At 71.4% G+C, this 18436-nt stretch carries 18 protein-coding genes and 1 tRNA gene; 10 read left to right on the top strand and 9 right to left on the bottom strand.

All coding sequences use genetic code 11. The features are described 5' to 3' along the window. Nucleotides 1-18: 18 nt before the first annotated feature. Together ACZ3IJ_RS21630 and nth are read right to left on the bottom strand one after the other, a co-directional pair. Nucleotides 19-735 (bottom strand): NUDIX hydrolase, encoded by a 717-nt coding sequence (locus tag ACZ3IJ_RS21630; RefSeq protein ID WP_467470500.1) that lies wholly within the window; start codon nt 733-735, stop codon nt 19-21. A 60-nt stretch (nt 736-795) separates the two neighbouring features. Beyond that, nucleotides 796-1785 (bottom strand): endonuclease III, encoded by a 990-nt coding sequence (nth, locus tag ACZ3IJ_RS21635; RefSeq protein WP_467470502.1) that lies wholly within the window; start codon nt 1783-1785, stop codon nt 796-798. Nucleotides 1786-2014: 229 nt separating this feature from the next. Between nth and ACZ3IJ_RS21640 the strand changes: the two genes are divergently transcribed. Then, a complete protein-coding gene (locus ACZ3IJ_RS21640; protein ID WP_015034542.1) occupies nt 2015-2689 on the top strand; it encodes a Crp/Fnr family transcriptional regulator in 675 nt (224 codons plus the stop codon). Nucleotides 2690-2764: 75 nt separating this feature from the next. Here the strand turns inward: ACZ3IJ_RS21640 and ACZ3IJ_RS21645 are convergent, their stop codons facing one another. The 5 genes from ACZ3IJ_RS21645 to ACZ3IJ_RS21665 form a co-directional block, all read right to left on the bottom strand. Further along, the gene (locus tag ACZ3IJ_RS21645; RefSeq protein WP_467470504.1) at nt 2765-3649 is read right to left on the bottom strand and encodes a prohibitin family protein; all 885 of its coding nucleotides are present in this window, start codon (nt 3647-3649) and stop codon (nt 2765-2767) included. A gap of 86 nt (nt 3650-3735) precedes the next feature. Next, on the bottom strand, nt 3736-4566 hold the full coding sequence (locus ACZ3IJ_RS21650; protein WP_467470506.1) for an MBL fold metallo-hydrolase: 831 nt from the start codon (nt 4564-4566) through the stop codon (nt 3736-3738). Continuing rightward, nucleotides 4563-5606 carry an NUDIX hydrolase gene (locus ACZ3IJ_RS21655; protein ID WP_467470508.1) on the bottom strand — a complete coding sequence of 348 codons (1044 nt, stop codon included), beginning with the start codon at nt 5604-5606 and terminating at the stop codon, nt 4563-4565. The genes ACZ3IJ_RS21650 and ACZ3IJ_RS21655 overlap by 4 nt, the downstream gene beginning before the upstream one ends. An 85-nt stretch (nt 5607-5691) precedes the next feature. After that, entirely contained in the window at nt 5692-6174 is a 483-nt protein-coding gene (locus ACZ3IJ_RS21660; RefSeq protein WP_467470510.1) for a RidA family protein, read from the bottom strand. Continuing rightward, on the bottom strand, nt 6174-6332 hold the full coding sequence (locus ACZ3IJ_RS21665; RefSeq protein ID WP_017947820.1) for a DUF4177 domain-containing protein: 159 nt from the start codon (nt 6330-6332) through the stop codon (nt 6174-6176). Before ACZ3IJ_RS21665 ends, ACZ3IJ_RS21660 begins: the two co-directional genes overlap by 1 nt. A gap of 72 nt (nt 6333-6404) precedes the next feature. Between ACZ3IJ_RS21665 and bagA the strand changes: the two genes are divergently transcribed. Next, nucleotides 6405-7367, top strand: a complete 963-nt coding sequence (gene bagA / locus ACZ3IJ_RS21670; protein WP_467470512.1) for an ATPase BagA — start codon at nt 6405-6407, stop codon at nt 7365-7367. Further along, the gene (gene bagB / locus ACZ3IJ_RS21675; RefSeq protein WP_467470514.1) at nt 7364-8773 is read left to right on the top strand and encodes an ATPase BagB; all 1410 of its coding nucleotides are present in this window, start codon (nt 7364-7366) and stop codon (nt 8771-8773) included. Before bagA ends, bagB begins: the two co-directional genes overlap by 4 nt. 66 nt (nt 8774-8839) lie before the next feature. On the opposite strand, the gene ACZ3IJ_RS21680 is transcribed toward bagB, so the two are convergent. Beyond that, nucleotides 8840-9184, bottom strand: a complete 345-nt coding sequence (locus ACZ3IJ_RS21680; RefSeq protein WP_026058363.1) for a WhiB family transcriptional regulator — start codon at nt 9182-9184, stop codon at nt 8840-8842. Nucleotides 9185-9710: 526 nt separating this feature from the next. Here ACZ3IJ_RS21680 and ACZ3IJ_RS21685 point away from each other — a divergent pair. Next, complete coding sequence (locus ACZ3IJ_RS21685; protein ID WP_467470517.1) at nt 9711-11939, top strand: transglycosylase domain-containing protein; 2229 nt, start codon at nt 9711-9713, stop codon at nt 11937-11939. 98 nt (nt 11940-12037) lie between these two features. On the opposite strand, the gene ACZ3IJ_RS21690 is transcribed toward ACZ3IJ_RS21685, so the two are convergent. After that, nucleotides 12038-12502: a GatB/YqeY domain-containing protein gene (locus tag ACZ3IJ_RS21690; RefSeq protein WP_467470519.1), complete on the bottom strand. Its 465-nt coding sequence runs from the start codon at nt 12500-12502 to the stop codon at nt 12038-12040. Between the two features lie 74 nt (nt 12503-12576). Here ACZ3IJ_RS21690 and ACZ3IJ_RS21695 point away from each other — a divergent pair, with 74 nt between their 5' ends. The 6 genes from ACZ3IJ_RS21695 (at nt 12577) to ACZ3IJ_RS21720 (ending at nt 18417) form a co-directional block, all read left to right on the top strand. After that, nucleotides 12577-13515, top strand: coding sequence for a metallophosphoesterase (locus ACZ3IJ_RS21695; RefSeq protein WP_467470520.1), 939 nt, complete (start codon nt 12577-12579; stop codon nt 13513-13515). Between the two features lie 120 nt (nt 13516-13635). Continuing rightward, nucleotides 13636-13709: transfer RNA gene (locus ACZ3IJ_RS21700), tRNA-Pro, on the top strand. Between the two features lie 203 nt (nt 13710-13912). Then, nucleotides 13913-15034 carry a serine/threonine-protein kinase gene (locus tag ACZ3IJ_RS21705; protein ID WP_467470522.1) on the top strand — a complete coding sequence of 374 codons (1122 nt, stop codon included), beginning with the start codon at nt 13913-13915 and terminating at the stop codon, nt 15032-15034. A gap of 426 nt (nt 15035-15460) precedes the next feature. Beyond that, complete coding sequence (locus ACZ3IJ_RS21710; RefSeq protein WP_467470523.1) at nt 15461-15760, top strand: DUF6191 domain-containing protein; 300 nt, start codon at nt 15461-15463, stop codon at nt 15758-15760. A 61-nt stretch (nt 15761-15821) separates the two neighbouring features. Then, complete coding sequence (locus ACZ3IJ_RS21715; RefSeq protein ID WP_467470817.1) at nt 15822-17654, top strand: S9 family peptidase; 1833 nt, start codon at nt 15822-15824, stop codon at nt 17652-17654. A gap of 22 nt (nt 17655-17676) precedes the next feature. Next, a complete protein-coding gene (locus ACZ3IJ_RS21720) occupies nt 17677-18417 on the top strand; it encodes an SURF1 family protein (protein ID WP_467470525.1) in 741 nt (246 codons plus the stop codon). Nucleotides 18418-18436 lie beyond the last annotated feature (19 nt).

An 18436-nucleotide genomic window follows, 5' to 3' on the forward strand; every position in this document is an offset into this window, starting at 1 on the left:
TCCGGGGGGTTCAGCCTGTCATGAGCGCCAGTCGAGCGGGACCTGCTTGGACCGGTCCCACGGCTGCTCCCAGCCGGCGTAGTGGAGGAGCCGGTCGATCACTCCGGCCGTAAAACCCCAGACCAGAGCGGATGCGACGAGGAACCCGGGGCCCTTGTGGCCGCTGGGGTGGACGGTGGTCGCGCGGTTGGCGGGGTCCGTGAGATCCGCCACGGGGACGGTGAAGACCCGGGCGGTCTCGGCGGGGTCGACGACCCCGACCGGGCTGGGGGTGCGCCACCAGCCGAGGACGGGGGTGACGACGAAGCTGCTGACCGGGATGTAGAGCTGGGGCAGGACGCCGAAGAGCTGGACGCCGGAGGGATCGAGTCCGGTCTCCTCCTCGGCCTCGCGCAGGGCGGCGCGCAGCAGGCCGCCGTCGGCCGGATCGCCGTCCTCCGGGTCCAGGGCGCCGCCGGGGAACGAGGGCTGGCCGGCATGGGAGCGCAGCGAACCGGAGCGCTCCATGAGGAGCAGCTCGGGGCCGCGCTCGCCCTCGCCGAAGAGAATGAGGACGGCGGACTGGCGACCGGCGCCGTTCGCGGGCGGCAGGAATCGGCTGAGCTGCTCGGGCGCGACCGTACGCGCCGCCCGGTCGACGGGTGCGAGCCAGTCGGGCAGGCCGTCCCGTCTGAGCAGGCCGCCGGTCCCCACGCCGTGGATCGTCTCCGCGGCCTCTTCTTCCGTGCGCGTCATAGGCACCCCCGATGATTCACAACGCGATCCGTGCGTGGGTTCGTTCCCTCGGGCTCTGCCTCATTCGGCCCCCGGGGCCACACCGGGAGCGGGGGCGGCCGGGCGGCCCGGGTAGTCCGGGGGCGGGTTGAGCCGCTGGCCCGGGAAGCCGCCCTTCTCGTACTTCAGCAGCTTCGCGGCCTTCTCCGGGTCGGTCTCGCCCTCGCCGTACGCGGGACAGAGCGGGGCGATCGGGCAGGCACCGCAGGCGGGCTTGCGGGCGTGGCAGATCCGGCGGCCGTGGAAGATCACGCGGTGCGAGAGCATCGTCCACTCGCTCTTCGGGAAGATCTCGGCGACCTCGGCCTCGATCTTCACCGGGTCGTCGCTCTCGGTCCACTTCCAGCGGCGGGCGAGGCGCATGAAGTGGGTGTCGACGGTGATGCCGGGCACGCCGTAGGCGTTGCCGAGGACGACGAAGGCGGTCTTCCGGCCCACCCCCGGCAGTGTGACCAGGTCGTCGAGACGGCCTGGGACCTCGCCGCCGAAGTCGTCCCTGAGGGCCGCGGCGAGACCCATGATCGACTTGGTTTTGGCGCGGAAGAAGCCGGTGGGCCTGATCAGCTCCTCGACCTCCTCGGGGACGGCGGCGGCCAGGTCCTCGGGCGTCGGGTACTTCGCGAAGAGCGCCGGGGTGGTCTGGTTGACCCGCAGGTCGGTCGTCTGGGCGGAGAGGACCGTGGCGACGAGGAGCTCGAAGGGGTTCCGGAAGTCCAGTTCGGGATGGGCGTACGGAAAGACCTCGGCCAGCTCGCGGTTGATCTTCCGGGCACGGCGGACCATCGCGAGCCGGGACTCCGGCTTCGCGGTCTTCCCGGTCTTGGCCGCGGACGGCTCAGCGGTCTTCCCGCTCTTCGCGGCCTGCGCCGCGGACGGTTTCGCGGCCGGTTTCGCGGCCGGTTTCGCGGGCCGCTTTGCGGGCTTCTTGACGGCCTTCACAGGGTCTTTCGTGGCATTTGTCCGCTTCGGCGCACCCTGTTCGCCCACAGCGGAATTACCCTTGGCCGACACTCTTCCAGCCCCCTTGGCCTGCGCTCTCACCGGCGAGTTGGACACCCGGCCAGCCTAAGCGCCACCACCGACATCCGCCCTGGGCATGGCCGATCACGACCCAATCGGGCCCCTGACGTACGGACGGGCGGTTCGGTACGTCAAACTTGTTGTGATTGATCGCACTGTTTTGTGCGTCCGGCATCATGGGATCAAGGTCCCCTGAGCAGGTCGACATAGGAGAGAACTCGTGGACGACGTTCTGCGGCGCGCCCCGCTCTTCGCGGCGCTCGATGACGAGCAGGCCGCGGAGCTGCGCGCCTCGATGAGTGAAGCGACGCTCGCCCGTGGCGACGCGCTCTTCCACGAGGGGGACCCCGGCGACCGCCTGTACGTGGTCACCGAGGGCAAGGTGAAGCTCCACCGCACGTCCCCCGACGGCCGCGAGAACATGCTCGCCGTCCTCGGCCCCGGCGAGCTGATCGGCGAGCTGTCCCTCTTCGACCCGGGCCCGCGCACCGCCACCGCGACCGCACTGACCGAGGTCAAGCTCCTCGGCCTCGGCCACGGCGACCTCCAGCCCTGGCTGAACGCCCGCCCCGAGGTGGCCACCGCTCTGCTGCGCGCGGTCGCCCGCCGGCTCCGCAAGACCAACGACCAGATGTCCGACCTGGTCTTCTCCGACGTGCCGGGCCGTGTCGCCCGCGCGCTCCTCGACCTGTCGCGCCGCTTCGGTGTGCAGTCCGAGGAAGGCATCCACGTCGTCCACGACCTCACGCAGGAGGAGCTGGCCCAGCTGGTCGGCGCCTCCCGCGAGACGGTCAACAAGGCCCTCGCGGACTTCGCCCAGCGCGGCTGGCTCCGGCTGGAGGCCCGCGCCGTGATCCTGCTGGACGTCGAGCGCCTCGCGAAGCGTTCGCGCTAGGCGCCCCCGGCCGTACGTACGAGAGAGGCCGCCCGGTCATGGACCGGGCGGCCTCTCTCGTACGTACGGTGACGACTACCGCTTCGTACCGTCCACGATCAGCGGGTTGCCGCTGCCGGAGCCGCACGGAACCGCGTACACCGGGTTCTTCGCCGCGGCCTCCTTGTACGCGTCGATGCACTGGTTCATCAGGACCTTGTCGGTCAGCGAGTCGTTGAGGATCCTGTTGGCGCGGGCGATGCCCTCGGCCTCGATACGGCGCCGGTCCGCCTCGGCCTTGGCCGTGCGGGCCGCCTCGGTGGCGCGCTCGGTCGCCTGCTGCTGCTGGATCTTGCGGTCGATCTGGTCCTGCAGGGCCTTCGAGGGCTTCACGTTGCGCAGGTTGACGGCCGTGACGTCGATCCCGCGGGGCGCGAGACGCTCCTTGATGAGCGTGCCGATCTCGGCGTTGATCTTCTCGCGGTCGGTCGCGTAGCCCTGCTCGCTCGTGTAGCGGGCGAAGACGTTACGGACGATCTCCCGGCTGTCCGGGTAGACCAGGCGCTGCTGGATGGACTCCTCGCTGCCCGCGAGCCGGTACAGCTCGACCGCCTTGGTCGGCTTGACCGCCCACTTCACGGTCACCTCGACCTCCATCACGCCGCCCTGCGAGGAGCGGACCTCGACCACGTCCTTGTCGGAGAGGTTGAGGTCGACGGGGCGGGTGGAGAAGGTCGTGACGTCGGTGAACGGCGACTTGACGTGCATGCCGGAGGTCATCGGCGAGCCCACCTTGCCGAACGCGACCGGGACACCGACCTCGTACGCGCTGACCACGTACGTCATGCTGACGACCAGCGAGAAGGCACCGGCGATGACGGCGCCGAGCGCACCGAGCTTCAGCCCCTTGGAATCGTTGGAGCGGGCGACGAAGAAGAGCACCACTGCCGCGATGAGCAGCAGGATGGCTATGACGAACATGGGTGTTCCCCCCGAGGGCGACGGTCTTCAGTAGGCGAAGTAAGCGGAGCGTAAGACACGATCCCGCGCGCCCTCGACGGTGGGGGTCAGATCAGTCCGTGCTCCCGGAGGTACTGCAGCTGGGCCCGTACGGAGAGTTCGGCGGCGGGCCACAGCGAGCGGTCTACATCCGCGTAGACATGGGCGACGACCTCCGAGGGGGTCCGATGGCCGTTCTCGACGGCCGTCTCGACCTGCGCGAGCCGGCCTGCCCGGTGTGCGAGATAGAACTCCACCGCCCCCTGGGCGTCCTCCAGGACCGGACCGTGGCCCGGCAGCACGGTGTGGACGCCGTCGTCGACCGTGAGCGAGCGCAGTCGGCGCAGCGAGTCCAGGTAGTCGCCGAGGCGCCCGTCGGGATGGGCCACGATCGTCGTGCCGCGCCCCAGGATCGTGTCGCCCGTCAGGACGGCGCGGTCGGCGGGGAGATGGAAGGAGAGCGAGTCGGAGGTGTGGCCCGGCGTCGGTACGACCCGCAGCTCCAGACCGCCGACCGTGACGACGTCCCCGGCGGCCAGCCCCTCGTCGCCCAGCCGCAGCGCCGGGTCCAGGGCCCGCACATGAGTGCCGGTCAGCTCGGCGAACCGGGCGGCGCCCTCGGCGTGGTCCGGGTGGCCGTGTGTCAGCAGGGTGAGCGCGACCCGCTTGCCGAGCCGGGCCGCGGTCTCGACGACATGCGTCAGATGGCCGTCGTCGAGCGGGCCGGGGTCGATGACGACGGCCAGGTCGGAGTCCGGCTCGGAGACGATCCAGGTGTTGGTGCCGTCCAGGGTCATCGCGGACGGGTTCGGCGCGAGGACGTTGACGGCGCGGACGGTCGCGGGCCCGGAGAGGACGCCGCCACGGGGCTGTCCGGGCAGCGCGGCCGCGTCGCTCATCGCGCACCCCCCGGTCCCGCGTCCGGACCATCAGCCCGCCCTGCGTCCGTACCATCAGCCCGCCCCGCGGCCGGGCCATCGGCCGGACCGGGAGCGTGTCCCGCGGCCGGACCATCGGCCCGCCCCGCAGCCGACCCCGCGCCCGGAGTCTCCGAGGCCGCTCCCGGCGCGGCGTCCCCCGTCCCACCCGTCGGGATGTGCTTGGTGAACTCGTCGTGGCCCGGCCAGCTCAGGATCAGCTCGTCCCCCTCCAGGCGCGCCTGCGCCAGTACGGGAGTGAGGTCCTGGCCCGCCGCCGCGGCCAGCGCCTCGGCGGCCGAGCCGAAGCGCGTGAGCGCGCGCAGGGTCGAGATGGTCGGCGGCATCATCATCAGCTCGCCCCGGTCGTAACCGGACGCGGCCTCCACGGGGCGGATCCAGACCGTGCGGTCCGCCTCCGTCGAGGCGTTGCGGGTGCGCTGGCCGGCCGGCAGCGCGGCCACGAAGAACCAGGTGTCGTACCGCCGGGGCTCGAACTCCGGCGTGATCCAGCGCGCCCACGCGCCGAGCAGGTCCGAGCGCAGCACGAGGCCGCGCCGGTCGAGGAAGTCGGCGAAGGACAGCTCGCGGGCGACCAGCGCCTCCCGGTCCTTCTCCCAGTCCTCGCCCGTGGTGTCCCCGACCACGGAGTCGGCGGTCTCCCCGGCGAGCAGCACGCCCGCCTCCTCGTACGTCTCGCGCACGGCGGCGCAGACGATCGCCTGGGCCTCCGCCGTACCCGTGACGCCCAGACGCTCGGCCCAGGTCTCCAGGGAGGGCCCGGCCCAGCGCACCAGGTGTTCGTCGCGTGGATCGACACCGCCGCCCGGATAGGCGTACGCGCCGCCCGCGAAGGCCATGGAGGCCCGACGGCGCAGCATGTGGACGCTCGGCCCCTCCGTGCCGTCGCGCAGCAACAGGACGGTGGCCGCCCGCCTGGGAGTCGCGGGGGTGAGCTCGCCCGCGGCGAGCGCGCGGATGAGGCCGGGCCATTCCCGTGGGTACCACTGACCATTCGACATGGCCGGATGGTATGCGCAACTACCCGGATGCACGAGAGCCGATTCCCCCGGGACGGGAGAACCGGCTCCGTGTGAGAGCGGACGGTCAGTCCTGGACGAGCTCCACCTGGACCTCGACCTCGACCGGGGCGTCGAGCGGGAGCACGGCCACGCCCACGGCGCTGCGCGCGTGCACGCCCTTGTCGCCGAGGACCGCGCCGAGCAGCTCGCTGGCGCCGTTGACGACACCGGGCTGGCCGGTGAAGTCGGCGGCCGAGGCGACGAAGCCGACGACCTTCACGACCCGCTTGATCCGGTCCAGGTCACCGGCGACCGACTTCACGGCCGCGAGCGCGTTCAGCGCGCAGGTGGCGGCGAGCTCCTTGGCCTCCTCGGCGGTGACCTCGGCGCCGACCTTGCCGGCCGCCAGGAGCTTGCCCTGCACGATCGGGAGCTGGCCCGAGGTGTAGACGTACACGCCGGACTGGACGGCCGGCTGGTAGGCGGCCAGCGGCGGCACGACCTCCGGCAGGGTCAGGCCCAGCTCGGCGAGCTTGGCCTCGACGGCGCCCTTCGCGGCCCCGCTCATCAGGACTTCTCCCGCTTCAGGTAGGCCACGAGCTGCTCGGGGTTGTTCGGCCCGGGGACGACCTGGACGAGCTCCCACCCGTCCTCGCCCCAGGTGTCCAGAATCTGCTTCGTCGCGTGCACGAGAAGGGGCACGGTCGCGTATTCCCACTTGGTCATGGAGCCGACTGTATCCGCTGCCACAGGCAGCCTCCTGCTTAGGCGGCCGCTCCAGTGGTTAGGCTCGAAGACGTGAGCAGGCTCCAGGTCGTCAGCGGCAAGGGCGGTACCGGTAAGACGACGGTCGCCGCCGCCCTCGCGCTCGCCCTCGCCACGGAGGGCAAGCGGACCCTCCTCGTCGAGGTCGAAGGCAGACAGGGCATCGCGCAGCTCTTCGAGACGGAGGCGCTTCCGTACGAGGAGCGCAAGATCGCCGTCGCCCCGGGCGGCGGCGAGGTCTTCGCGCTGGCCATCGACGCCGAGCGCGCCCTGCTCGACTACCTCCAGATGTTCTACAAGCTCGGAAGCGCGGGCCGGGCCCTGAAGAAGCTCGGCGCGATCGACTTCGCGACGACGATCGCCCCCGGGGTCCGGGACGTGCTGCTGACGGGCAAGGCCTGCGAGGCGGTCCGCCGGCGCGAGAAGCACGGCGGCTACACCTACGACCACGTGGTCATGGACGCGCCTCCGACCGGCCGGATCACCCGCTTCCTCAACGTGAACGACGAAGTGGCGGGCCTGGCGCGGATCGGCCCGATACACAATCAGGCGCAGGCGGTGATGCGGGTGCTGAAGTCCCCGGAGACGGCCGTGCATCTGGTGACCCTGCTGGAGGAGATGCCGGTCCAGGAGACCGCGGACGGCATCGCGGAGCTGCGCGCCGCCGAACTGCCGGTGGGCGGCGTCATCGTGAACATGGTCCGGCCGCACGTCCTCGACGAGGCGGCGGTGCGGGCAGCCTCCGGCGACCACCGGGACGCGGTGGCGCGGACCCTCGCCGCGGCCGGCATCCGCGGAGGGACGAAGCTGGTCGAACCGCTCCTGGAGCAGGCGGCCGAGCACGCGCAGCGCGTCGAGCTGGAGCGCGAGCAGCGGGCGGTGCTCATGGAGCTGGGCGTACCGGCGTACGAGCTGCCGTTCCTGGGGGACGGGGCGGACATCGCGGGCCTGTACCGGCTGGCGAAGGACCTGCGGAAGCAAGGGGTGGGCGTGTGACGGGTTCGGTGAACGCAGCGGCGAACGGTCTGGACTCCGTCCCCGTCCTGCACCTGGATCCGCTCATCGACGACCTGGGCACGCGGATCATCGTCTGCTGCGGCGCGGGCGGGGTCGGCAAGACGACGACGGCGGCGGCGCTCGGCGTACGGGCGGCGGAGCGGGGCCGCAGGGTCGTCGTCCTGACGATCGACCCGGCGCGGCGGCTCGCGCAGTCGATGGGGATCGACTCGCTGGACAACGTGCCGCGCGAGGTGGACGGGATCAAGGGGTCCGGCGCCGGGCAGCTGCACGCCATGATGCTCGACATGAAGCGGACCTTCGACGAGATCGTCGAGGCGCACGCGGACGCCGAGCGGGCCCGGGCGATTCTGGAGAACCCCTTCTACCAGTCCCTTTCGGCCGGTTTCGCCGGTACGCAGGAGTACATGGCGATGGAGAAGCTCGGGCAGCTGCGGGCCCGGGACGAGTGGGACCTCATCGTGGTCGACACTCCGCCGTCGCGTTCGGCGCTCGACTTCCTCGACGCGCCGAAGCGGCTCGGGTCCTTCCTGGACGGGAAGTTCATCAAGCTGTTGATGGCCCCGGCGAAGATGGGCGGCCGGGCGGGGATGAAGTTCCTCAACGTCGGCATGTCGATGATGACCGGGACGCTGGGGAAGCTGCTCGGGGGTCAGTTCCTGAAGGACGTGCAGACCTTCGTGGCCGCCATGGACACCATGTTCGGCGGCTTCCGGACCCGGGCGGACGCGACGTACAAGCTGCTCCAGGCCCCGGGCACGGCGTTCCTCGTGGTCGCGACGCCGGAGCGGGACGCGCTGCGGGAGGCGGCGTACTTCGTGGAGCGGCTGGCCGCGGAGGGGATGCCGCTGGCCGGGCTCGTCCTCAACCGCGTCCACGGCAGTGGTGCCGCCCGGCTCTCGGCCGAGCGCGCGCGAGCCGCGGCGGAAAATCTTGACGAGGGGCGCATTGTGGATCAGGGGCCCGGGAAGACTGGAGTGCGTGGCTCCCGGGCCACCACACCCGAGTCGTCAGACACCGAGCCGTCAGACACCACGACCGCCGCCGGAACCACCAGCACGACGACGAGCACCACCGTCGGCCCGAGCACGACCCCGAGCACTGCCGCCGCACCTTCTTCGCACGCCGAGGCTGCCCCCACAGCCGACGACGACGCACCAGACGACGCACGCGACATCCAGCAGCTGACCGCCGGCCTGCTCCGTCTCCATGCCGAGCGGATGCAGGTGCTCGCGCGCGAGCAGCGCACGCGCGACCGGTTCACGGCGCTCCACCCCGAGGTGGCTGTCGCCGAAGTGGCCGCCCTGCCCGGTGACGTACACGATCTGGCAGGGCTTCGAGCCATCGGAGACCGGCTCACGGCCGGCCGTATGCCGTCGGCCTGACCGGAGGCGGATGCCGCCTGACCGTCGGCGGAACACCCACACCGGAGGCGGTTCACCCGCGCCCGGTCATCCCACCGCCGCGTACGCCTCGTACGTCGCGTCGTCCTCCATGGCCACGGGCAGCAGGCCCGCTCCCCGCTCGTACTCCGTGCGCGCGGTCTCCAGCAGTCGCCGCCACGAGGTGACGGTCGGCCGCCGGCGCAGCAGGGCACGGCGCTCGCGCTCCGTCATGCCGCCCCACACGCCGAACTCCACGCGGTTGTCGAGCGCGTCGGCCAGGCACTCGGTCCGCACCGGACAGCCGGTGCACACCGCCTTCGCCCTGTTCTGCGCCGCTCCCTGCACGAAAAGTTCATCCGGATCGGTAGTGCGGCAGGCCGCCTGCGCACTCCAGTCAGCTACCCAGCCCATACCGGCGCCGTCCTCTCCCGAATCGAGGCTCCCCCACGGCGGTAGCGGCATATTCACCGCTGCCAGTTGGTGACGTTACGGAAGGTGGGCACAGCGCAACACCCCCTTCGGGCCCAATCTTGAATGGCCCGAACGGACTATGCGTACGCGGCAGATCACCCAGGGGAGTGACCGATGGACATGCGTGTCCAAACCGGCGAACCGGTACAGTTCGCCCGGCTGTGACGGAGCCACATGGGGCGTCGAGTGACGCACGGGGCGGAATCGGGCATGCCGTCCCCAGGTTCGGGTCCTGGGGAGTTCCTGCCGATGTCACGCCCGGGCTTGATGCTGAACCACACCGCTGTGACAGTTGGGAGCAGCTTAGGCCAAGGCCTGTACGCGTGTCCGGCGAATGGAGGCGTAGGTCCCCGGGCTGCCGGGATGTCGTCCGCGGGCTGCCCGGATGTCACGGTCTGGTACGCGAACGCTCCGAGAGGCCCCCGCTCCTGCGGAACGCCGGTCCCCACGGATTAGGCTGCCCCCCATGGCAAAGAAGCGCTCGGGCGGAGGTCTGACCGGGACCCAGCAGGCCGCCAAGTTCCTCGGTGTCAGTGTGCTCTCCGGAGCCGTGCTGGCGGGCATCGCCCTGCCCGCGGCCGGTGCACTGGGGCTCGCGGCGAAGGGCACGGTCGAGGGGTTCGACGAGATCCCGTCCAACCTGAAGACACCACCGCTCAGTCAGCGCACCACCATCCTCGACTCCGAGGGCGGCACCCTCGCCACCGTGTACTCGCGCGACCGGAAGGTCGTGCCGCTGGAGAAGATCTCCCCGTACATGCAGAAGGCGATCGTCGCGATCGAGGACTCGCGCTTCTACGAGCACGGGGCGATCGACCTCAAGGGCGTGCTGCGCGCGATCAACCGCAACGCCCAGTCGGGCGGTGTGTCCCAGGGCGCGTCCACGCTCACCCAGCAGTACGTGAAGAACGTCTTCGTCGAGGAGGCCGGTGACGATCCCGAGAAGGTCGCCCAGGCCACCCAGCAGACCATCGGCCGCAAGGTGCGCGAACTGAAGTACGCGATCCAGGTCGAGGAGGAGCTGGGGAAGAAGAAGATCCTCGAGAACTACCTCAACATCACCTTCTTCGGTCAGCAGGCCTACGGCATCGAGGCGGCGTCCCAGCGCTACTTCTCCAAGCCCGCCGCCGACCTCAAGGTGGAGGAGGCCGCGATGATGGCGGGCCTCGTCCAGTCGCCGAGCCGCTACGACCCGGTCAACGACCTCCAGGAAGCCACCAAGCGCCGCAACGTGGTGCTGCAGCGGATGGCCGACGTGAAGGACATCAGCCAGGCGGAGGCGGACCGGGCCAAGGCCACGCCGGTCAAGCTCAAGGTGAAGACCCCGAAGAACGGCTGCATCACCGCCGTGGACGGCGCCGGCTTCTTCTGCGACTACGTGCGCAAGACGATCCTCAACGACCCGGTCTTCGGCAAGACGGTCGAGGAGCGGCAGAAGCTGTGGAACCTGGGCGGTCTGACCATCCGGACCACGCTCGACCCGCGCGCGCAGGAGGCGGCCAACGAGGCGGCCGTCGCGAAGATCAACGAGGACGACAAGGTCGCCGCCTCGGTCGTCCAGGTCCAGCCCGGCAGCGGCAAGATCCTCTCGATGGGTCAATCGCGTCCGTACGGCCTGGACCAGAAGCAGCACCAGACCACGCTCAACCTGGCCGTCGGCAGCAGGATGGGCGGCACGACCTACGGCTTCCAGGTCGGCTCGACGTTCAAGCCGATCACAGCGGCGGCGGCCCTGGAGAAGGGGCTCAGCCCGGCGCAGAGCTTCTCCACCGGCTACGAGATCCAGGTGCCGGAGAACTCCTTCACGCGCTGCGACGGCAAGCCCGCGGGCTACGCCCAGTGGAAGGTCGGCAACGAGCTCAAGTCCGAGACCGGCACCTGGGACATGACCAGCGCGCTCGGCAAGTCCATCAACACGTACTTCGCCAAGCTGGAGCAGATGGCCGGCCTCTGCGAGACGGTCACGATGGCGAGGAAGGTCGGGTACGAGCGGGAGCTGGGCAAGCAGGTCAAGGAGAACCCCTCGATCACGCTCGGCGCGATCGAGGCCACCCCGCTCGACATGGCGGCCGCCTACGCGACCTTCGCCAACCGCGGCACCTACTGCACCCCGATCGCCATCGAGTCGATCAGGACCGCCAACGGCGAGAAGCTGAAGGTGCCTCAGACCGAGTGCTCGCGGGCGATGAGCGAGCGCACGGCCGACACGGTCAACCAGATGCTGAAGGGCGTCGTCGAGGACGGCACCGGTACGAAGGCGGGTCTGAGCGACCGCGACAACGCCGGCAAGACGGGTACGACGAACGACCGCAAGGACGCCTGGTTCGTCGGGTACACCCCGAACCTGTCCACCGCGGTGTGGGTCGGTGACGACGTCGGCGAGAAGCAGTCGATGTACGACATCACCATCGGCGGCCAGTACTACGACAAGGTCTGCGGTGGCTGCCTCCCGGGCCCGATCTGGAAGATCGCGATGACCGGGGCGCTGAACGCCTCCGAGACGCCGTCCTTCGCCCCCATCTCCGTACCGCGCGGCGAGAAGCCCGAGGACAAGGAGAAGGGCAGGGACAAGCCCAGGCCGGACGAGGACGAGAAGCCCGGGCGCGACAAGCCCGACTTCCCGGAGATCACCCTTCCGCCGGACCTGATCGGCGGCGGGAACGGCCGCGGTGGCGGCGGTGGCAACGGCCGCTAGGACGGCCACCGGGACAGCCGGCGGAACATGACCGAGGGCGCCTCCCCGCACGGGGGAGGCGCCCTCGGTCGTTCGTCGTCGGCCGTCCGGGCGGACGGTCAGCCCGCGAGCAGCTTCTTCACGACGGCGGCGACACGCCCGCCCTCGGCCCTGCCCGCGACCTTCGGGTTCACGATCTTCATGACGGCGCCCATGGCGCGCGGGCCTTCGGCTCCGGCGCCCGCGGCCTCGGCGACCGCCGCGGCGACGATCTGCTCCAGCTCGTCGTCACCGAGCTGCTTCGGCAGGTACGCGTCGAGGATCACGCCCTCCGCCTTCTCGCGCTCGGCCGACTCGGCGCGACCGCCCTGGGCGAAGGCGTCGGCGGCCTCGCGGCGCTTCTTCGCCTCCTTGGCGATCACCTTCTGCACCTCGTCGTCGGAGAGCTCGCGCTTGGTCGTGCCCGAGACCTCCTCCTTGGTGATCGCGGTGAGGGTGAGGCGCAGCGTCGAGGAGCGCAGCTCGTCGCGCTCCTTGATGGCGGCGTTGAGGTCGTCCTGAAGCTTGGCCTTGAGCGTGGTCATGTCCCCAAGTGTGTCAGGTGCCATGGCCCGACCGCCCGCGCATTTCCGCCCATCGGGTCTGCGACGATGGGGGGATGCGCGCACGCTACGGGATCCCCCTGAAGATCACGGCAGGCCTCACGGCGACGGCCGCGGCCGGACTCGTCTACGCGGCGGGCTTCGAAGCCCGCTCGTTCCGACTGCGCCGGGTGACCATCCCGGTGCTTCCGCGCGGGATGCGGGACCTGCGGGTCCTTCAGGTCTCCGACATCCACATGGTGTGCGGGCAGCACAAGAAGCGGAAGTGGCTGCAGTCGCTCGCGGGTCTCCGCCCGGACTTCGTCGTGAACACCGGCGACAACCTCTCGGACACGGAGGCGGTCCCGGAGGTCCTGGACGCGCTCGGGCCGCTGATGGACTTCCCGGGCGTGTACGTCTTCGGCTCCAACGACTACTACGGCCCGCGGCTGCGCAACCCCGCGCGCTACCTGCTGGAGAAGGCCCAGGGCCGCCACGGCCTCAACGGCAACAAGCCGGTGGTGGGCGCGGTGCACAACCCGTGGGAAGGGCTGCGTGACGCCTTCGACGAGGCGGGCTGGGTGAACCTGACCAACACCCGCGGCCGACTGAAGCTGCCCGGCCTGGACCTGGCCTTCACCGGCCTGGACGACCCGCACATCAAGCGGGACCGGTACGAGCGGGTGGCCGGCGGCCCGGACCTGTCGGCGGACTTCTCGATGGCCGTGGTGCACGCCCCGTACCTGCGGACGCTCGACGCGTTCACGGCCGACGACTACGGGCTGATCCTGGCAGGCCACACGCACGGCGGCCAGCTGTGCGTCCCCTTCTACGGCGCGCTGGTGACCAACTGCGACCTGGACACGGACCGGGTGAAGGGCCTCTCCACCCACACGGTGGACGGCCGGACCTCGTTCCTGCACGTCTCGGCGGGCTGCGGCACGAACCGGTTCACCCCGGTCCGCTTCGCCTGCCCCCCGGAGGCGACCCTGCTGACGCTGACCGCCCGCGCCTGACGTCCCCGGGCACCCCGCCCGACCTGCGGCGGGGGCCCGCGAAAACCGGATTTCGTCTCAGGGCGCGGGTGGGCTAAAGTAATCGATGTCGCCGCGACGTGAAGAACAGAGCAGTGACATCGGGGTGTAGCGCAGCTTGGCAGCGCGCTTCGTTCGGGACGAAGAGGTCGTGGGTTCAAATCCCGCCACCCCGACAGCTGAAACACCAGGTCAGGGGCCTGATCCGCGAGAGCGGGTCAGGCCCCTGAGTGGTTTCCGGGGGCGTCTGTGGGGGCCGGGGCGCGTGTGGGAAGTGGATCAAGCGGCTCTACCCTGATACCCGCATCGGTGCCGGACGGCGGAGTCGGCGACGCGTGCTTCCTCTCAGGTTGTCGACCGTCGAAAGGCTGGGTCTCAGGTGCTGGTCGCGGACCGATATCGGCTCCACATGTGTGTCGGCCGTGGCGGCATGGGCGAGGTGTGGCAGGCCACCGACGAGGTGCTCGGGCGGTCCGTCGCGGTCAAGTTGATGCTGGGCCACGAGACCGATCCCTCCGCCGCCGAGCGGTTCAGGCTGGAGGCGCAGACCGCCGCACGGCTGAGCCATCCGCATGTCGTCGGGGTCTTCGACTTCGGTACGTGGGACGGAAAGCTGTTCCTCGTCATGGAGTTGGTCGAGGGATCGAGCCTCGCCTCCGAGCCCGGCGGGCCGCCCCTGGTGCTGCCGGCGGAGCGGGTGGCCGTCGTGGCCGCCCATGCCGCCGCCGGGCTCGCCGCCGCGCACCGGGAGGGCGTGGTGCACCGGGACATCAAGCCCGGGAACCTGCTGGTCGACGACGACGGGACCGTGAAGCTCGCGGACTTCGGGATCGCCCGGTTCGTCGACGACCCCTCCGCCGCGCTCACGACCACCGGCCAGATCGTCGGCACCGGCCTCTATCTCGCCCCCGAGCGGGCCCTCGGACGGACCGCGTCGCCCGCGTCCGACGTGTACTCGCTCGGCTGTGTGCTGTACCAACTCCTCACCGGACGGCCCCCGTTCCAGGGCGACACCGCCACCTCCCTGCTGTACCAGCACATCGACACCCCGCCCGCGCCACCCCGGCAGCTCGGGGTGGGGCTGCCCGCCGCGTTCGAGGCGTACCTGCTCACGCTGCTGGCGAAGGAGCCGGAGCAGAGACCTCCGGCCCAGGCGATCTCGGACTGGTTCACCTCGGGGGCGTGGCGCGAGCACCCGCAGCCCCCGCACCGGCCCGTACCGCACGCTGCGGCCCCGTCCCGGTCCCAGCCGAGGTCCCAGTCCAGGTCGCAGACCAGGTCCCAGACCAGGTCGCAGCCTCGGTCGCAGTCCCGGCCCCAGCCCCGGCCCCAGCCCCGAACGCAGTCGCGGGCAGCCGCCGCCCCGCCCCGGCGGCAGGCGCGCCGGGGTGAGAGCGGGCTCGCGGCCCTCTCCCGGCGACGCCCCAGGAAGACCGCCGCCGTCGCCGGCGGCATAGCCTTCGTCGTCTTCATGCTGATCGGGATGGCCTGGCTGTCGTAGGCCCCGGCCTCGGAGCCTCCACGGACGCCCCGTGACCCGAACGGGGTCCGCCGAGTGGCCCTGTGCCCGGCGGTCCGGTCCCCTGGTGACATGCACCCCCTTCGGACAGTCGCCGAGGCGGCCGCAACCGTTCCTCCCGAAGTCGTCTCCGACTCCGGCCCGTCCGCGCTGGCCCTGGGCCTCGGCGCCGCCGCCGTAGCGGGCGCCGTGATCACCGCCGTCGTCCGCGGCCGGCTGTCGAAGACACTCGGCGCCCGGCGCCCGGACGGGCGCCCCGGACGGGGGCGGCGTCGGCCGGCTCCGGAGGCTGACCACCGGTTCGACGGGGCGTCAGAGGCGAGCGGTCGATAAGGGAGTTGTGGACCGCGGTCACGTCGTCGACGCACGAGGGCCGCTGTTCCGCGGGGGAGCGCGGACAATGCCGGTATGGAGTTCGCCGTGTTCGTGACGCTGCCCGGGCTGGTCATCCTGCTGACCGTCGTCGCCTTCGCCGACCAGATCCTGCGGCTGACCGGGCGCGGCCGACGCAGGGGTCAGGTGTCGTCGACCGGTTTCGAGCAGCTGCACGCCACGTTCTCGCGGGGCAAGCAGAACGAGCTCAAGGAGCGGCAGAGCGCCCTCGTGCTGCGGGACGACGAGGAGGACGGCGCGCCTCCGCACCGCTCGACGGTGGATCTGGCGGGCGGCTGTGCGGTGATCCGGATCGACGGGGTCCGCGGCCGATAGCGCCCGGAGTTATCCACAGGCTGCGGACGAGGCGAACGGATTGTCGGCGGATCGGAGCATGATGGGGGCCATGACCGAGAGCAACGAGATCACCGGCACCTCCGACGTCCCCGCCTGGGAGCAGCGGTTCAGGGCCGCGCGCGTGTCCCTTCCCGAGTGGGCCGAGGAGGCGCCCGACCGGTCGCTGTTCGTGTCCAACGCGACGGGGACGTACGAGCTGTACGCCTGGGACCGGGAGACGGGCGCGCAGCGGCAGGTCACGGACCGGCCGAACGGGACGACGGACGGCACGCTGTCGCCGGACGGCCGGTCGATCTGGTGGTTCTCGGACAAGGACGGGGACGAGTTCGGGGTCTGGATGCGCCAGCCCTTCGCCGGCGGCCCGGACGAGCCCGCCGTGCCCGGCCTCGCGCCCTCGTATCCGGCGGGGCTCGCGATCGGCCGTGAGGGCACGGTGGTCGTCGGCCGCTCCACGGACGAGGAGGGTTCGACGATCCATCTCGTACGGGACGGGGCGGAGCCCGTCGAGATCTACCGGCACCGGGAGTCCGCCGGGGTGGGGGACCTCTCGCACGACGGTTCGCTGATCGCGATCGAGCACACCGAGCACGGCGACGCCATGCACTCGGCCCTGCGGGTCCTGCGCGCCGAGGACGCCTCCCTGGTGGCCGAGCTGGACGACTCCAAGGGCGGCACGGAGGAGCTGGGCCTCGCGGTCCTCGGCTTCGCCCCGTTGGACGGGGACACCCGGCTGCTCGTCGGGCACCAGCGGCGGGGCCGCTGGGAGCCGTTGCTGTGGGACGTGGCGACGGGCCGGGAGACCGATCTCCGGCTCGAGCTGCCGGGAGACGTCTCGGCGGAGTGGTACGCGGACGGCACCGGGCTGCTGATCGTGCACAGCTTCGAGGCGCGCAGCGAGCTGTGGCGGTACGACATCGCGACGGGCGCGCTGGTGCGGGTCGAGACCCCCGCCGGGTCGGTGTCGGAGGCCACGACCCGCCCCGACGGCAGCGTGGAGTTCCTGTGGTCCTCCGCCGCCGAGCCGCCGCAGGTGCGCTCGACGGACGGCGGGGTCGTCCTCGACCCGCCCGGCCTGCGGGCGCCCGGGTCGGTGCCGGTGGAGGACGTCTGGGTGGAGGGCCCCGGCGGCCGGATCCACGCCCTGGTCCAGCGGCCGGCGGAGGGCGACGGCCCGTTCCCGACGATCTTCGAGGTGCACGGCGGGCCGGCCTGGCACGACAGCGATGCCTTCGCCTCGGGCCCTGCGGCCTGGCTGGACCACGGCTACGCGGTGGTCCGGGTCAACTACCGGGGTTCGACCGGATACGGCCGGGAGTGGACGGACGCGCTCAAGCACCGGGTCGGTCTGATCGAGCTGGAGGACGTCGCCGCGGTCCGCGCGTGGGCGGTCACGTCGGGGCTCGCCGACCCCGCCAGGCTCGTCCTGTCCGGGGGCTCGTGGGGCGGATATCTGACGCTGCTCGGGCTCGGCACGCAGCCCGACGCCTGGTCGCTCGGGCTCGCCGCCGTCCCCGTCGCGGACTACGTGACGGCGTACGAGGACGAGATGGAGGCCCTGAAGGCGCTCGACCGGACGCTCTTCGGCGGCTCCCCCGAGGAGGTGCCGGACCGGTTCGAGGCCTCGTCCCCGCTGACGTACGTCGACCGGGTCACGGCCCCGGTGTACATCTCGGCGGGCGTCAACGACCCGCGCTGCCCGATCCGCCAGATCGACAACTACGTGGACCGGCTGCGCGCCCGGGGCGCCGTCCACGAGGTGTACCGGTACGACGCGGGGCACGGCTCCCTGGTGGTGGAGGAGCGGATCAAGCAGGTCCGTCTGGAGCTCGCCTTCGCCGCGCGTCACCTGGGGACCCGGCCGGTCGAGGGGTGAGGCCGCTGCGTACCGTGGAGGGGTGTACCGGTTCCTGAAAACGCCCCGCTGGTGGGGGATCAACGTCTTCGTCCTGTTGGCGATCCCGTTCTGCCTCTTCATGGGCACCTGGCAGATGGGCAAGTTCGAGGACCGCGTCGACTCCCACCGGGAGGCGGAGCAGGCACCGGATCCGGGCACGCTGAGGACGGAGCCGCTGAGCGCGCTGCTGCCGGTGGACAAGGAGACCTCGGGCCGCCACGCGCAGGCGAGCGGGCGGTACGGGGAGCAGTTCCTGGTGCCGGGCCGTGAGCTGGAGGGCCGTGCGGGCGCGTACGTCCTGACCCTGCTGAAGACGGACGAGGGCAAGTCGCTCCCGGTCGTACGGGGCTGGCTGCCGGCCGGCGCGAAGGCACCTGCCGCGCCGTCGGGCCAGGTCACCGTGGTGGGCGCCCTGCAGGCGTCCGAGAACACGGGGACGAGGGGCGTCCACGCGGCGGGCGGTCTCCCGGACGGCCAGCTCGGCATGATCAGCGCGGGGTCGCTGGTCAACCTGGTCCCCGACGAGGTCTACGACGCGTGGATCACGCTCACGGACTCCCCCGCCGGGCTGACCCCGGTCCCGGCGGCGGCCGCGGCGGGCACGTCGCTCGACCTGAAGGCGTTCCAGAACCTCGGCTACACCGCCGAGTGGTTCGTCTTCGCGGGCTTCGTCGTCTTCATGTGGTTCCGCCTCCTGCGCCGCGAGGCGGAGGCCCACCGCGACGCGGCCCTGGGCCTGTAGACACGCGGGTGCCCGGGGG

The organism is Streptomyces sp. NPDC013317, from assembly GCF_055563155.1.